Origin of the sequence: Streptomyces thermocarboxydovorans (genome assembly GCF_039524635.1) — a bacterium.
GTDB lineage: Bacteria > Actinomycetota > Actinomycetes > Streptomycetales > Streptomycetaceae > Streptomyces > Streptomyces thermocarboxydovorans.
The window spans coordinates 25,740-39,677 of record NZ_BAAAGU010000043.1 but is presented as its reverse complement, the minus strand read 5'-3'; the positions used below and the strand labels follow the sequence as shown (position 1 = coordinate 39,677).

Annotated in this window: 15 protein-coding genes and 1 pseudogene; 10 read left to right on the top strand and 6 right to left on the bottom strand. The window is 71.8% G+C overall.

Annotation, left to right across the window (positions count from 1 at the left end; all coding sequences use genetic code 11):
* The first annotated feature begins 17 nt into the window (after positions 1-17).
* Positions 18-443: a hypothetical protein gene (locus tag ABD198_RS20460; protein ID WP_344003855.1), complete on the top strand. Its 426-nt coding sequence runs from the start codon at positions 18-20 to the stop codon at positions 441-443.
* Positions 444-570: 127 nt separating this feature from the next.
* Here ABD198_RS20460 and ABD198_RS20455 read toward each other — a convergent pair whose 3' ends face one another.
* Entirely contained in the window at positions 571-906 is a 336-nt protein-coding gene (locus ABD198_RS20455) for a hypothetical protein (protein WP_344003852.1), read from the bottom strand.
* A 411-nt stretch (positions 907-1,317) separates the two neighbouring features.
* Between ABD198_RS20455 and ABD198_RS20450 the strand changes: the two are divergent.
* A pseudogene (locus ABD198_RS20450) lies at positions 1,318-2,546 on the top strand (FtsK/SpoIIIE domain-containing protein); the annotation flags it as partial.
* On the top strand, positions 2,530-2,904 hold the full coding sequence (locus tag ABD198_RS20445) for a DUF6177 family protein (protein WP_344003944.1): 375 nt from the start codon (positions 2,530-2,532) through the stop codon (positions 2,902-2,904). The pseudogene ABD198_RS20450 and the gene ABD198_RS20445, both read left to right, overlap by 17 nt.
* Here the strand turns inward: ABD198_RS20445 and ABD198_RS20440 are convergent, their stop codons facing one another.
* The 5 genes from ABD198_RS20440 to ABD198_RS20420 all read right to left on the bottom strand — a co-directional run bounded on the left by ABD198_RS20440 (position 2,905) and on the right by ABD198_RS20420 (position 8,459).
* Positions 2,905-4,368, bottom strand: a complete 1,464-nt coding sequence (locus ABD198_RS20440) for a sensor histidine kinase (RefSeq protein ID WP_344003849.1) — start codon at positions 4,366-4,368, stop codon at positions 2,905-2,907.
* A complete protein-coding gene (locus ABD198_RS20435; protein ID WP_344003846.1) occupies positions 4,365-5,123 on the bottom strand; it encodes a response regulator transcription factor in 759 nt (252 codons plus the stop codon). The genes ABD198_RS20440 and ABD198_RS20435 overlap by 4 nt, the downstream gene beginning before the upstream one ends.
* Positions 5,124-5,296: 173 nt before the next feature.
* Positions 5,297-6,331: a S1C family serine protease gene (locus ABD198_RS20430; protein ID WP_344003843.1), complete on the bottom strand. Its 1,035-nt coding sequence runs from the start codon at positions 6,329-6,331 to the stop codon at positions 5,297-5,299.
* Positions 6,332-6,551: 220 nt separating this feature from the next.
* The gene (locus ABD198_RS20425; protein WP_344003839.1) at positions 6,552-7,574 is read right to left on the bottom strand and encodes a LacI family DNA-binding transcriptional regulator; all 1,023 of its coding nucleotides are present in this window, start codon (positions 7,572-7,574) and stop codon (positions 6,552-6,554) included.
* A 72-nt stretch (positions 7,575-7,646) separates the two neighbouring features.
* Entirely contained in the window at positions 7,647-8,459 is an 813-nt protein-coding gene (locus tag ABD198_RS20420; RefSeq protein ID WP_344003836.1) for a response regulator transcription factor, read from the bottom strand.
* A 207-nt stretch (positions 8,460-8,666) separates the two neighbouring features.
* Between ABD198_RS20420 and ABD198_RS20415 the strand changes: the two genes are divergently transcribed.
* The 7 genes from ABD198_RS20415 to ABD198_RS20390 all read left to right on the top strand — a co-directional run bounded on the left by ABD198_RS20415 (position 8,667) and on the right by ABD198_RS20390 (position 13,835).
* Complete coding sequence (locus ABD198_RS20415) at positions 8,667-9,491, top strand: alpha/beta hydrolase (protein WP_344003833.1); 825 nt, start codon at positions 8,667-8,669, stop codon at positions 9,489-9,491.
* A 38-nt stretch (positions 9,492-9,529) separates the two neighbouring features.
* Entirely contained in the window at positions 9,530-9,784 is a 255-nt protein-coding gene (locus ABD198_RS20410; RefSeq protein ID WP_344003831.1) for a MoaD/ThiS family protein, read from the top strand.
* 8 nt (positions 9,785-9,792) lie between these two features.
* The gene (locus tag ABD198_RS20405; RefSeq protein WP_344003828.1) at positions 9,793-11,052 is read left to right on the top strand and encodes a hypothetical protein; all 1,260 of its coding nucleotides are present in this window, start codon (positions 9,793-9,795) and stop codon (positions 11,050-11,052) included.
* Positions 11,053-11,430: 378 nt separating this feature from the next.
* Positions 11,431-12,171 carry an LmeA family phospholipid-binding protein gene (locus ABD198_RS20400; RefSeq protein ID WP_344003825.1) on the top strand — a complete coding sequence of 247 codons (741 nt, stop codon included), beginning with the start codon at positions 11,431-11,433 and terminating at the stop codon, positions 12,169-12,171.
* Positions 12,172-12,459: 288 nt separating this feature from the next.
* On the top strand, positions 12,460-12,540 hold the full coding sequence (locus ABD198_RS30745) for a putative leader peptide (RefSeq protein ID WP_350310325.1): 81 nt from the start codon (positions 12,460-12,462) through the stop codon (positions 12,538-12,540).
* A 119-nt stretch (positions 12,541-12,659) separates the two neighbouring features.
* Complete coding sequence (locus ABD198_RS20395; RefSeq protein ID WP_344003822.1) at positions 12,660-13,505, top strand: sulfurtransferase; 846 nt, start codon at positions 12,660-12,662, stop codon at positions 13,503-13,505.
* 42 nt (positions 13,506-13,547) lie between these two features.
* Positions 13,548-13,835, top strand: coding sequence for a DUF1416 domain-containing protein (locus ABD198_RS20390; RefSeq protein WP_028421436.1), 288 nt, complete (start codon positions 13,548-13,550; stop codon positions 13,833-13,835).
* The last annotated feature ends 103 nt before the right edge of the window (positions 13,836-13,938 follow it).

Below are 13,938 nucleotides of genomic sequence, written 5' to 3'. Positions count from 1 at the left end.
CGCCTTCGGAGGCTCGAATGATCCGCCAGGAGACAGCCTGGGTCTTCTTCGCCGCAGGCCTGTACTTCGTCGCAGCACTGGTGATCGGCGTGTGGAAGTGGCAGCAGTCGATCACGTCCCCGGACGGCAGGGCACACCGCTACGTCGATGTGGCGCACCAGGCCGGACTGATGTACTCGTTCGCGATCGCGGCCATCATCGCACCGCTCGTCGAGCTGTCGGGCTGGCCGTCCGCCGTGAACATCGTCGCCGCTGCCGCTGTCATCGGCATGTTCACCGTGACGATCACGAACTACGTCCGGCTGGGAATCCAGGCCCGCACCGACAACCAGATGCGCGACCTGAAACCCATCCTGCGCGGAGTGCGTGAGGCGCTGATCATCACAGAGATCGGCGGCACGTCCGTTCTGCTGGCCGGCTTCGCCTCGGCACAGCTGCTGTAGAACGGCCGGGCCTCTGGCCGGGAGCGCATCGCAGGACGAACGGCGGCGCCGGAATCCCTTCCGGCGCCGCCGCTGCCCTGTCCTCGCTGTGCCGAGTTCTTACCGTGCCTTTCCCCGGCTCCCCGGCTCATCTCGGCCAGTAGACCCAGCCGGAGCAGCCCACATGGTCCTCGCAGACCCGGAACTGCTTGATCGGGGAGTTGTACGTGGCCCAGGGACCCCAGTCGCCCTTGGCCCCGTTGCCGTCCCACTGGGAGACATGCGCACCGTTGGCCAGGTAGGCGTCGGCGTAGACCCCGTTGCCGTCGCGCTCACCGTCGAAGGCCCGCATCGAGTACTGCGTGGCCTGGGCACGGTCCGAGCCGTGGCTGACGGTGGTGACGGCCGACGCCGACGTGGCGGTGGTGATGGCCAGGAGTGCGGCACCGCCGAGAACGGCCGAGGTTCTCAGCAGATTTCTCACTGACGGTTTCACTCGTTTCCCCCTTGCTCGTATGCGTTCAGCATGAGCGTGGTCGGGGGCAAAGCTATGAAGCCCCGGGGCCTCCGTGCCAGCCACGATTGCGCCATATCGTCCGTTGAAAAGCGGACTTGTTCAACTCCCTGCATCCAGGGTTCTCATGACCTGTCCGGGGCTCTCATGACCGGAACCCGATGACCGCTCGTCACGGGAACCGACGAGTGCCCGGGTGGCGGCGACATCCAGCAGGTAGACGCTCAGCGAAGAACTCATGCGGCCCACCGTAGGGGTGGGGACTGACAGCGCCCGTCCCCTTCCCAAGAGGCGAGACGCACACGGGCGCAGCCCGCTGACCTGGCTGAAGGCGTGCCGCCTCCCGCACCTCGCCGGCCGCGATCCTGGGCGGCCAGGTGGATCGACGAGTTCGGCGAACTCATCACCGCAAAGCCGGACTTCATCGACCCGTTCCTGTCCATCGGCCGCATCGGCCGGTCGATCGGCGTCCACCTGCTGCTGTCCAGCCAGCGCATCGAGGGCGGCAGACTCAAGGGCCTGGACACCTATCTGTCGTACCGGCTGGGTCTGCGCACCTTCTCCACCGACGAGTCCCGTACGGTCCTCGACACCACCGACGCCTTCCATCTGCCGCCGCTGCCGGGCTTCGGCTATCTGAAGGTCGACACCTCGACCTACGAGCGCTTCAAGGCCGGCTACGTCTCCGGCGCCTACCGTGGCCCGGATCTGCGCGACGACACGGCCGACGAGCCGTCCGTCCTGCCGTATCCCGCGTACAGCACACCCGAGGACCCGGCGGCCCCCGACGAGGAACCCGTGGTCGCGGCACGCGAGACGGGGCCCACAGTCCTGTCCGTCATGGTCGACCAGCTGGCCACCGCGGCTCCTCCCGTGCGCCGCATCTGGCTGCCTCCGCTGCCCACGCCACCACCCTCGATCAGGTGGCCGGTCCCCTGCGGGCAGGACCCCACGGGCTGCGTCTCGACCGTGCGCAGGGCGGCCTGCGGGTCCCGCTCGGCATCCTCGACGACCCGGCCCGCCAGTGGCAGGAGCCGTGGCTGCTCGACCTGACCGTGGCCGGCGGGCACATCGCCGTCATCGGCGGCCCGCAGTCCGGCAAGACGACCCTGCTGCGCACCCTCACCCTCTCCCTGGCGCTCACCCACACGCCGCACGACATCGCCGTCTACGGCCTCGACCTGGCCGGTGGCGGCCTGGCCGCGCTGGCCGAACTGCCGCACGTCGGCGGGATCGCAGGACGCGCGGACCACGAGCGGGCTGCCCGTACGGTCGCCGAGGTGCGCGCCCTGCTGGCCCGGCGCGAGGAACTCTTCCGCGAGCACGGCATCGACTCCGTGGACCGGTTCCGGCGACTGCGCGCCCAGGGCGAGCTGCCCGAAGCGGGCTCCACCGACGTCGTCCTGCTCGTCGACGGATTCGGTGCCCTGCGCGACGAGTTCGCCGACCTCGACGACCCGATCGCCGATCTCCTCAAGCGCGGCGGCGGCTACGGCATCCACGTCGTGGCGGGCATGCTGCGCTGGAACGACGTCCGCATCGCCACCCAGCCGATGTTCGGCACCCGTATCGAGCTGCGCGTGGCTGATCGCCGTGGGGCGGCCCGACCGTCCGGCCCTGGCCACCGTGAGGGTGCTGCGGACGACCGCGGGCGTCGAGGAGGACATCACCGTCACCTTCGGCTACGGCGCCGGCGAGAGCGTGCCGTTCGAGCGGATCGAGAAGCTGGCGGCCGAGTTGCACGCCGAGCACGGGCTGGTCAGCCTGCTGACCTGCCTGCGGCCCGCCCGCCGCGACCTCACGGTCCCCGCCCGCCTCGAACCACCGGCCGTCCCCGTCACGTTCAGTGTTGCCGACACAGACGAGGCGGTACGCCACCACCGGCTGGGCGACGGAACGGACCCCGGTGCGTGGACCCGTTTGCGCGAGCTGATGAGCGCACGGGGCGAACAGCGGCCGGGCAGCTGACTACGGCGTCTCCGCCGGAGGCGGGGTAGGTGCGCCCGGGAGGCGGATGGTGGCGATGGTGCCGCCGTCGGGGGCCGGGGTCAGGGTGACCTCGCCGCCTGCCTGGCGGACGGTGCGGGCGACGATGGAGAGGCCGAGGCCGGAGCCGGGCAGGGCGCGGGCGCTGGGGGAGCGCCAGAAGCGGTCGAAGACGTGGGGGAGTTCGTCGGCGGGGATGCCGGGGCCGTGGTCGCGGACCGTGAGGACGCCGTCGGCGAGGCGGACGTCGATGGTGCCGCCCTCGGGGCTGAACTTCACCGCGTTGTCGAGGATGTTGACCACGGCGCGCTCCAGCGCGGCGGGCTCGGCGCGGACGTACCAGGGGTTCAGGTCCGCGGTGATGGCCAGTTCGGGGCCGCGCAGCCGGGCTCGGCCGATGGCCGAGTCGACGACGTCCTGCCAGGCGACGATCTGGGTGCGGGGGGAGTGCTGGCCCACCTCGGGGCGGGAGAGTTCCTGCAAGTCGCCGATGAGAGCGGCGAGTTCGGTCATCTGCGCCTTGACGGAGGCGAGCAGCGCCTTGCGGTCGGCCGCGGGGAGGGGGCGGCCGGTCTCCTCACTGCGGGTGAGGAGTTCGATGTTGGTGCGCAGCGACGTCAGCGGGGTGCGCAGCTCGTGGCCGGCGTCGGCGATCAGCTGCTGCTGCAGGTCGCGGGAGCTGGCGAGGGCGGAGGTCATGGAGTTGAAGGAGCGGGAGAGGCGGGCGATCTCGTCCTCCGACTCGTCCTCCACAGGGATGCGGATGTCGAGGTCCTCGGTGCGGGCCACGTGCTCCACGGCCTCGGTGAGCTTGTCGACGGGGCGGAGACCGGCGCGGGCCACGGCGAGGCCGGCGGCGGACGAGCCGAGCACGCCGACGCCGGAGACCAGGAGCAGCAGCAGGGCCAGCTCGTTGAGGGTGGAGCGCGTGCTGTCCAGCGGGACCGCAATGAGCAGGGCGAGGTCGTCGGCGGTGTAGCGGCCGGCGTCCGGGTCCTCGACGGACAGAGCCGTGGTGAGGACCCGCACCCGGTTGCCCTCGCTGTCGGTGCCGTTGCGGATGGAGCCCTCGCCGATCACCGGGTCGCGGGCCACGGCCCGGTCGTCGTCCGTCACCTTCACCAGCGCCGCCGAGTTGCCGATCAGGCAGGCCCTGCCGTCGGCGTGCACGATCTGGGCGTAGCCGTTGACGCGGGCGCCGAAGGGGAGGCTCTCCGACGGTGACTGAGGGCAGGCGTCGAGGGTGGTGCGCACCTGGCTGACCGGCAGCGCCCGCGGCACCGACGCCTGAAGGTCCTCGTCCAGCTCCCCGTACAGCTTGCCCTGCACGATGAACCAGCAGGTCACCGAGACCGCCGCCACCGCGAACGCCACCGCCGCCGCCACCAGCAGCGCCAGCCGCGCCCGGATCGGCAGCGTGCGGAACCGGCGTAGGAGCCTGCTCACTCCGTGCCGCCCTGCCGCAGGACATAGCCCACGCCCCGGACCGTGTGCACCAGGCGCGGCTCGCCGCCCGCCTCGGTCTTGCGGCGCAGGTACATCACATACACGTCGAGGGAGTTGGAGGACGGCTCGAAGTCGAAGCCCCAGACGGCCTTGAGGATCTGTTCCCGGGTGAGCACCTGGCGCGGGTGCGCCATGAACATCTCCAGCAGGCTGAACTCGGTGCGGGTCAGCTCCACCTGCCTCTCGCCCCGCGTCACCTCCCGCGTCGCCAGGTTCATGCTCAGGTCGGCGAAGGTCAGCACATCGCCGGAGTCGGCCGAGGCGGCCACCGCCGCCGCGTAGGAGCTGCGGCGCAGCAGCGCCCGGATCCGGGCGAACAGCTCGTCCAGCTCGAACGGCTTGACCAGGTAGTCGTCGGCGCCCGCGTCCAGCCCGGTCACCCGGTCCCCGACCGTGTCCCGGGCGGTCAGCATCAGAATGGGCGTGGTGTCGCCGGAGCCCCGGATGCGGCGGGCGGCGGTCAGGCCGTCCATCCGCGGCATCTGGATGTCGAGGACCACCAGGTCGGGCCGGTACGCCGCCGCCTTCTCCAGCGCGTCCGCGCCGTCCACGGCGACCTCCGTGTCGTACCCCTCGAAGGCCAGGCTGCGCTGGAGCGCCTCGCGGACCGCCGGCTCGTCGTCGACGATCAGGATGCGCTGGGGGGCACGGTCGCCTTCCGTGGCGGCGGACGGAGCGGACGACAGGGGGCTCATGGCTCGGGTTCCTCGCTCGTGGGACGACGTTCCAAAGGTGCCAGACTCGAGGTCTTCAGCCTCGCACGAGCCTCGCAGGCGGGGGTGCGGGGCCGCCCAGGCGGTGGGCTCCCGGCCTGCGACGGCTTCTGCCGAGGCCTTCTGCGACCCCTTCGCTCCCTCAGTCCGTGGCTTCAGTCCGTCGCGCCCGCGCGCAGCTTCGCCAGGTCCGCCTTCACCGTGTTGATCGGGATGGCGAAGCCCAGGCCGACGCTGCCCGCGGCGGAGGAGTCCACGCCCTTCGGCGAGTACATCGCCGAGTTGATCCCGATGATGTTGCCGTTCATGTCGATCAGCGCGCCGCCGGAGTTGCCGGGGTTGAGGGACGCGTCGGTCTGGATGGCCTTGTAGGTCGTCGTGGACCGGCCGGTGTCGCCGTTGAACTCCCGGCCGCCGAACTCGAACGGCCAGCCGTCGCCCTGCTGCCACTGCTGCTGCCCCTGGCTCTCGTCCTTGGACACGGTGACGTCCCGGTCGAGGGCGGAGACGATGCCGCTGGTCACGGTGCCGGTCAGGCCCTCCGGCGAGCCGATCGCCACGACCTGGTCGCCGACCTGCACGCCGTCGGAGTTGCCGAGGGTCGCTGCCTGCAGACCCGAGGCGTCCTTCAGCTTGATCAGCGCGAGGTCCTTGGAACTGTCGGTGCCGACGACCTCCGCCTCGTAGGTCTTGCCGTCGCTGGTACGCACCTGGATCGAGGAGGCGCCGGCGATCACATGGTTGTTGGTGACGATCTCGCCGTCGCCGGTGATGATCACGCCGGAGCCGGTGGAGGTGCCCGCGTTCGTCGCGGCCCTGATCTCGACGATGCTCGGGCTGACCGCCTTGGCCACACCGGCCACGGTGCCCTTCTGGCTCGACGGCACCACATTGGTGCTGGTGGAGCTGGAGGCGACGGTGTCGGTACCGGTGAGCTCCTGGATGCCGTAGGCGGTGCCCCCGCCGACGGCCGCCGCGACGACCGCCACGGCGGCGAGCAGGGAGACGGGGCCGCGGGCGCGCTTCCGGCGCGGCTGCCCGGGCTGACCGGACGGTCCGGGCTCACCTGGATGATCGAACTGACCTGCCCGGCCGGGCGGGAACGCCGGAGGCGGCGGCCACTCGGGGTTCACGGGACTGCCGGTGTTCACGGGACTGCCGGGATTCACAGGAGAGGAGTAGTCCGTCATGGCACTGAGCGTCGCGCCCGACGATGAGAGCAGTCTGAGGACGACTTGAGAAGTGCGACAGAAGGGCGTATGTCCGATGTAAAGACGCGCCTTCGATTCCAAGGGCGCGCCTTCGAGAGGCCGTCGCCGAGGTCAGCCGCAGCCGCAGTCCCGTACCGGGCCCAGCCGCAGCCGTAGGCCCGTACCGAGATCAGCCGCAGCCGCAGTCCCTGTACCGGGCTCAGCCGCAGCCGCAGGACCGGCGCACCACCAGCCGGGACGGGAACACCTTCAGCCGCTCCCGCCGCGCCCCGGCCACCCGCAGACCGTCGTCGAGCACCAGGTCCACCGCCGCACGGGCCATCGCCGAGCGGTCGGAGGCCACCGTCGTCAGCGGCGGGTCGGTGAGCGCCGCCTCCTTGATGTCGTCGAAGCCGGCCACGGCGAGCTCGCCGGGCACGTCGATGCGCAGCTCGCGCGCCGCGCGCAGCAGGCCGATCGCCTGGTCGTCGGTGGAGCAGAAGATCGCGGGCGGGCGCTGCGGGCCGGAGAGGATCTCCAGGCCGACCTCGTAGGCGTCGTAGCGGTTGTAGGGGGCCTCGAAGAGCCGGCCCTCGGTGGAGACGCCGGCCTCCTCCATGGCCCGCCGCCAGCCCTCGACGTGGTCGGAGACCGGGTCGCCGACGGCGGGGGTCTCCGCGGTGCCGCCGACACAGGCGACGTACTCGTAGCCGTGCTCCAGCAGGTGGCGCACGGCGAGCTGGGCGCCGCCGAGGTCGTCGGTGACGACGGCGACGTCGTCGATGGCCTCGGGGCGCTCGTGCAGCAGCACGACCCGGGCGTCCCAGGCGTCGATCTCCGCGGCGGCCAGGTCGTTGAGCGCGTGGCTGACCAGGATCAGACCGGAGACGCGCATCCCCAGGAAGGCCCGCAGATAGTGGACCTCACGCTCGCCGATGTAGTCGGAGTTGCCGACGAGCACCATCTTCCCGCGCTCGGACGCCGCCTGCTCGACCGCGTGCGCCATCTCCCCGAAGAAGGGCTGGCGCGCGTCCGGCACGATCAGGCCTATGAGGTCCGTCCGGCGCGACGCCATCGCCTGCGCGACGCGGTCGGGCCGGTACCCCAGCTCCTTGATCGCGGCGAGCACGCGCTCCCGCGTGGCCGGGGCGACCGGCCGGGGTCCGTTGTTGATGACGTAGCTGACGACGGCGGTGGAAGTACCCGCCAGCCGCGCCACGTCATCCCTAGTCACCTTGGCCACGCGCGGAGTCTACGCGGATATACCCGTTCTGGGCAGGGCGTACGGGAGGTTATGTGCGGCACGCTTCCTCGCTCACGCCTTGGTGCGCACCGGGGCGGCGCCCGCGGCGGACGCAGCGCCCGAGTCCGCGTTGCCGCGGTTCCCGGGATTCCCGGCGTTCCCGGTCTTCTCGCGCTCGGCCGCGGCCTTGGCCTCCTCGGCGGCGCGCTCGACCTTCTCCGGGGCGACGAACCGGTACCCGACGTTGCGCACGGTGCCGATCAGCGACTCGTGCTCGGGGCCGAGCTTGGCGCGCAGCCGCCGTACGTGCACGTCGACGGTGCGGGTGCCGCCGAAGTAGTCGTAGCCCCACACCTCCTGCAGGAGCTGGGCGCGGGTGAAGACCCGGCCGGGGTGCTGGGCCAGGTACTTCAGCAGCTCGAACTCCTTGAAGGTCAGGTCGAGGACCCTGCCCTTGAGCTTGGCGGAGTAGGTCGCCTCGTCCACCGAGAGATCGCCGTTGCGGATCTCCATGGGCGAGTCGTCGTTGCCGATCTGCTGGCGGCCCATGGCCAGCCGCAGGCGTGCCTCCACCTCGGCGGGGCCGGCGGTGTCGAGGAGGACGTCGTCGATGCCCCAGTCCGCGGTGACGGCGGCGAGGCCGCCCTCGGTCACGACGAGGATGAGGGGGCAGCCGGGTCCGGTGGAGCGCAGCAGCTGGCACAGGCTGCGCACCTGGGGGAGGTCGCGGCGGCCGTCGATGAGGATGACGTCCGCGCCGGGGGTGTCGACGAGGGCCGGGCCCTCCGCGGGGGCCACCCGCACGTTGTGCAGCAGCAGGCCGAGGGCGGGGAGCACCTCCGTCGACGGCTGGAGGGCGTTGGTCAGGAGCAGAAGAGAGCTCATCGCGTCTCACCCGCTCGGGTCGTCCTATGGTGGTGCACGGTTCGCTCGCCCATAACGTCTGGTCCTCCTCGGTCCCTTCCAGGACGTTTGCGGCACTGCTGCGTGCGATCGAGGCCCGAGTCGTACACGTCGTATACAACGCTCCGAAAGCACAAAAGGACCCGGGGGCTTCGCTGCCCGAGTCCTCTTCGCACGAGAATAGCCGACATGAGTACCGGTCGGGCAGGTCGGGTGGCGCGTTCCACCCATCGTCCGCATGCTGAGACGGCGGGCGGATCCCTGACCGGGGTGCCCGTCCGTACGTTTCTGCGGACGGCGGACGGTGTGTCGGTCGACGCCCGGTACGAGCCCGGCGCCGGCGCTCGTGATCTGGCGTTCGTCGTCGCCCACGGGTTCACCGGGGACGCGGACCGGCCGCATGTGCGCCGGGTGGCGCGGGCCCTGGCGCGGCACGGGGCCGTGGCGACGTTCTCCTTCCGCGGGCACGGGGCCTCGGGCGGGCTGTCCACCGTCGGGGACCGGGAGGTGCTGGACCTGGCGGCGGTGGTCGCCTGGGTGCGGGAGCTGGGGCACAGCCGCGTGGCCACGGTCGGGTTCTCCATGGGCGGCTCGGTGGTGCTGCGGCACGCGGGGCTGGACGGCGGCACGGACGCCGTGGTCTCGGTGAGCGCGCCCGCGCGCTGGTTCTACCGGGGGACCGCCCCGATGCGGCGGCTGCACTGGCTGGTGACCCGGCCGGCCGGGCGGCTGGTGGGCCGGTACGGGCTGCGCACCCGCATCCACCGGCGCCGGTGGGACCCGGTGCCGCTGTCCCCGGTGGAGGCCGTGCCCAGGATCGCGCCCACGCCGCTGCTGATCGTGCACGGCGAACGCGACGGCTACTTCCCGCTGGACCACCCCCGGATGCTGGCCGAGGCGGCCGGTGACCACGGCGAACTGTGGCTGGAGCCGGAGATGGGGCACGCGGAGAACGCGGCGCCCGAGGAGCTGCTGCACCGGATCGGGCACTGGGCGGCCGGCCGGGCGGGCTAGCCTGACGGTGTTCACCGTCAAGGGATTGGGACCAGCAGATGGCAAAGGTCACGGTGCGGTACTGGGCCGCCGCCAAGGCCGCGGCCGGGGTGGCCGAGGAGCCGTACGAGGCGGCTACGCTCGCCGAGGCGCTCGACGCGGTGCGCGAACGGCACCCGGGCGAGCTGACGCGTGTGCTGCAGCGGTGCTCGTTCCTCATCGACGGTGACCCCGCGGGGCAGCGCCCGCACGAGACGGTACGGCTGGCCGAGGGCGGCACGGTCGAGGTGCTCCCGCCGTTCGCGGGAGGGTGAGCGGAGCGATGACGAACCAGCCGTACGAGGGACAGCGGTACGACGGGCAGCCCTACCAGAGCCAGGGCCGGAGCTACCAGGGTCAGGCTCACCCGGGGCACTCCTACCCGGCGCAGCCCTCCCAGGGCCACGGCTCGTGGCAGGGGCAGGGGCAGGGGCAGGGCCAGGGGCACTGGATGGGCGCCTGGCCGGGGTACGACGATCCCGGCTTCGAGCAGGGGCACACCCAGCAGTGGCAGGGGCAGACCTGGGAGACGTCCGTCCAGCCGCCGGTCCCGCCGGCCGCCGCGGAGGAGACCGCGTATCTGCCGCCGCAGGACCCGGCACGGCCCGGGCCGGTGCCCATGCCCGGCGAGGCGGCGTTCCCGCCGCCCGGTGGCGCTCCCGCACCGGCCGCCATGGCTCCGGCCGCCATGGCTCCGGCTCCGGCGGCTCCGGCTCCGGGGGCTCCGGGTCCCGCCGCCGTGGGCGACGTGCCCGAGTACGGTCCCGCGACGCTCGCCGGGAACCCCCGGATCACCGACGCCCAGCGGGCCCGCGCCGAGGGGCGCTCGCCGATCATCGAGCCCGGGATGCTGCCCGCGCTGCTCACCGCCGCCCTGGGCCTGCTGCTGGCCGGGGGCGCGGCGCTCGGCACGTACGCGCTGCTGGTGCCCCTGGTGATCCTCCAGGGCGTCACGGCCGCGGGCTGGTTCCGGCTGAACGGCATGTGGCCGGCCCGGCAGGGCATCGCCCTCGGGTTCCTCGGCGCACTGGTGGCGGACGTGGCCCTGCTGGCCACGGACCGGTCGCCCGCCGCGATCCTGGGCACGCTCGGGGTCTGGGTGCTGCTGTCGCTGGTGCTCCAGCTGAGGTCGCACGCGGACCCGGACGAGCGGATGTACGGGCTGACGGCCACGGTCGCGGCGGCGGCGCTGGCGATCGTCGCGTCCGGGTACCTCGCGGCGGACACGGCCGCGGTGTCGGCCGGGGCGAGCGCGGTGGCGGCGGCCGTCGTGGCGCGGGCCCTGCCGCTGCCGGCGGCGGCCCGTGTGCTGGCCGCACTGGCGTCGGCGGCGGGCGCGGGGGCGCTGGCCGGAGCGGTGACGGACCTGGGCGGGGCGCCGGGCGCGCTGCTGGGCGCGGGCGCGGCGGTCTGCGCGCTGGTCGGCCACCGGGTGGCGAGCTACGACTACCCTTCCCGCTTCGTGCACTTCACCGCGGGCGTGGCCCTGCCGCTGGCGGCCGCGGCCCCGGCGGTGTACCTGCTGGGGCGGCTCGCCGGCTGATCCGCGAACGGCGCGGCGGACGCGAGGGGACGCGACGGACGCCAGGGGACGCGACGGACGGGCCCGCGGCCCTCGCGGCCACCCGACCGGCGACACGGGCGTGCCCGCGGCCCTCGCGCCCCCTCCGACCGGCGACACGGGCGTGCCCGCGGCCCTCGCGACCCCTCCGACCGGCGACACGGGCGTGCCCGCCGCCCTTCGGCGGAGGGTGTCCTGCGAGGCCCACGAGCCCCGGACGGGAGATGCTCCGCGAGGCTCGTGAGGCGCGTCCGTTGTCACAGATGATCGACAATTTCGCGGCGCCCCTTCCGCACGGAGTTACCCTCACGCTGGGCGGCCGGCCGGTCGTCGGGGTCAGCCTGGTGGGGGAAGCACCGCATGCGCGCACTGCGAATACTGCTCGTCGTCGTTGTGATCCTGGGCGGTCTCTTCGTGATCGTCGACCGGGTCGCGGTCAACTTCGCCGAGGGCGAGGCCGCTGACCGGCTGAGGACGAGCGAGAACCTCGCGTCCACGCCCGACGTGTCCATCAAGGGCTTCCCCTTCCTCACCCAGGTGGCGAGCGGCAGCCTCGACGAGGTCGAGGTCGGCATCCAGGACTACGAGGCCGGCACCGGTGACGGCGCCCAGAGGATCCGTATCGCCGATCTGCGCGCCGACATGAAGGGCGTGGAGTTCTCCGGCGACTACAGCTCCGCCACCGCGCAGAGGGCCACCGGCAGCGCCACGATCTCCTACGACGAGCTGCTGAAGACCGCCAAGTCCGAGCCCACCCAGGTCGCACCGGGCGTCACCGCGAACGTCGTCGGCCTCTCCGACGGCGGCAACGGAAAGATCAAGGTACGGGTGGAGGCCACCGTGCTCGGCGCCAAGCTGCCCGAGCCGGTGTTCGTGCTCAGCTCGGTGAAGGTGGTGGACGGCGACACGGTGCGCGTGAAGGCGGACGCGCTGCCGAAGTTCGGCTCGGTCTCGCTGCCCGAGTCGCGGGTGCGGAAGATCACCGACTTCCAGCAGAAGATCGACGGCCTGCCCGGCGGCATCAAGCTCGACAAGGTCGAGGCGGGCAAGGACGGCGTGCACATCACGGTGAAGGGTTCCGGGGTCCGGCTGGTTGGGTAGGTCCCGCCGCGGCGCATGCTTTCTCCCGGGCGGAAGCAGCCGAAGTCTCCGGGGCGGAAGCAGCCGAAAGTCTCCGGGGCGGAAGCGGCCGAAAGCGTCCGGCTGACGTGCGGCGTCCGGGAAATGAGACGACGGCGTCCGCTGAGCAGATGTGACGACCCCTACACGCGCGGCGCGGGCCCGGAGCGCCAGGCCCGAGGAGCTTCACATCCCGCAATCCGGACGATCGCATCTCAACATGCGACACACCGGTGACACACCCGCCTCACGCTCCCTACGATCGGGGCCATGAAGCGACAGGCGGATCTCACGAAGCGGCGGGCAGTAGACCTGTGCCGTGTCGCCGCCATGCTCTGTCGCACCTTCTGAGCGGACGCCGACGTTCGCATTCCCCCTGCCCGGATGAGGGCACCCGTGTGCCGGTCCCGTACGGCCGTGCACGCCTTTTCGCACGCACGCCCCGCCGCAACTGCCCCGGAGGAGAGAGCATGAGCCGCAGCGACGTCCTGGTCGACGCCGATTGGCTGCAGGACCACCTGGATGACCCGACCATCGCCATCGTCGAGGTGGACGAGGACACCACCGCCTACGAGAAGAACCACATCCGGAACGCCATCCGGATCGACTGGTCCAAGGACCTGCAGGACCCGGTCCGCCGCGACTTCATCGACCAGGCCGGCTTCGAGAAGCTCCTGTCGGAGAAGGGCATCGCCAACGACCACACGGTGATCCTCTACGGCGGCAACAACAACTGGTTCGCGGCGTACGCCTACTGGTACTTCAAGCTGTACGGCCACGAGAACGTCAAGCTCCTCGACGGCGGCCGCAAGAAGTGGGAGCTGGACGCCCGTGAGCTGGTGCCCGGCGACGAGGTGCCGGAGCGGCCGAAGACCGAGTACAAGGCCAAGCCGCAGGACACCTCGATCCGCGCCTTCCGGGACGACGTCGTCGCCGCCATCGGCTCGCAGAACCTGGTCGACGTGCGCTCGCCCGACGAGTTCTCCGGCAAGCTGCTCGCCCCGGCCCACCTGCCGCAGGAGCAGTCGCAGCGTCCGGGCCACGTGCCGAGCGCGAAGAACATCCCGTGGTCCAAGAACGCCAACGACGACGGCACCTTCAAGTCGGACGAGGAGCTGAAGAAGCTCTACGAGGAGGAGGACGTCGACCTCTCCAAGGACACCATCGCCTACTGCCGCATCGGTGAGCGTTCCGCGCTGACCTGGTTCGTGCTGCACGAGCTGCTCGGTGTCGAGAACGTCAAGAACTACGACGGCTCCTGGACCGAGTACGGCTCCCTCGTCGGCGTGCCGATCGAGCTCGGCTCCGGCAAGTGATCCAACCCGACCGACCTTTTCAGAACCCTTCAGGAGAAAGACATGTGCGGTGCGAAGGCCGGCGGCCCGGACGCCTCGACGATCAAGCCGGGTGAGACCACCATCCAGGGTCAGGTGACCCGCGACGGCGAGCCGGTGACGGGCTACGTCCGTCTGCTGGACTCGACCGGCGAGTTCACCGCGGAGGTCCCGACGTCCGCGACCGGACAGTTCCGCTTCTACGCGGCCGAGGGCACGTGGACCGTCCGCGCGCTGGTGCCCGGTGCCACCGCCGACCGCACGGTCGTCGCCCAGAAGGGCGGGCTGGCCGAGGTCGCGATCGCGGTCTGACACAGACGCAGCCCCTGGTCAGGGCTGGTGACGGCGCAAGGGCCGCACCCCGTGGGTTGGACGCCATCTGGGGTGCGGCCCTTCCGCGTGCGCACCCGCGGCT

Bases quoted from the DNA above. Each gene is read 5' to 3' on its own strand.
- ABD198_RS20460 (WP_344003855.1), top strand. From the start codon at position 18: ATGATCCGCCAGGAGACAGCCTGGGTCTTCTTCGCCGCAGGCCTGTAC.
- ABD198_RS20435 (WP_344003846.1), bottom strand. From the start codon at position 5,123: ATGAGCCCCCTGTCGTCCGCTCCGTCCGCCGCCACGGAAGGCGACCGT.
- ABD198_RS20430 (WP_344003843.1), bottom strand. From the start codon at position 6,331: ATGACGGACTACTCCTCTCCTGTGAATCCCGGCAGTCCCGTGAACACC.
- ABD198_RS20420 (WP_344003836.1), bottom strand. From the start codon at position 8,459: ATGAGCTCTCTTCTGCTCCTGACCAACGCCCTCCAGCCGTCGACGGAG.
- ABD198_RS20415 (WP_344003833.1), top strand. From the start codon at position 8,667: ATGAGTACCGGTCGGGCAGGTCGGGTGGCGCGTTCCACCCATCGTCCG.
- ABD198_RS20410 (WP_344003831.1), top strand. From the start codon at position 9,530: ATGGCAAAGGTCACGGTGCGGTACTGGGCCGCCGCCAAGGCCGCGGCC.
- ABD198_RS20405 (WP_344003828.1), top strand. From the start codon at position 9,793: ATGACGAACCAGCCGTACGAGGGACAGCGGTACGACGGGCAGCCCTAC.
- ABD198_RS20400 (WP_344003825.1), top strand. From the start codon at position 11,431: ATGCGCGCACTGCGAATACTGCTCGTCGTCGTTGTGATCCTGGGCGGT.
- ABD198_RS30745 (WP_350310325.1), top strand. From the start codon at position 12,460: ATGAAGCGACAGGCGGATCTCACGAAGCGGCGGGCAGTAGACCTGTGC.
- ABD198_RS20395 (WP_344003822.1), top strand. From the start codon at position 12,660: ATGAGCCGCAGCGACGTCCTGGTCGACGCCGATTGGCTGCAGGACCAC.
- ABD198_RS20390 (WP_028421436.1), top strand. From the start codon at position 13,548: ATGTGCGGTGCGAAGGCCGGCGGCCCGGACGCCTCGACGATCAAGCCG.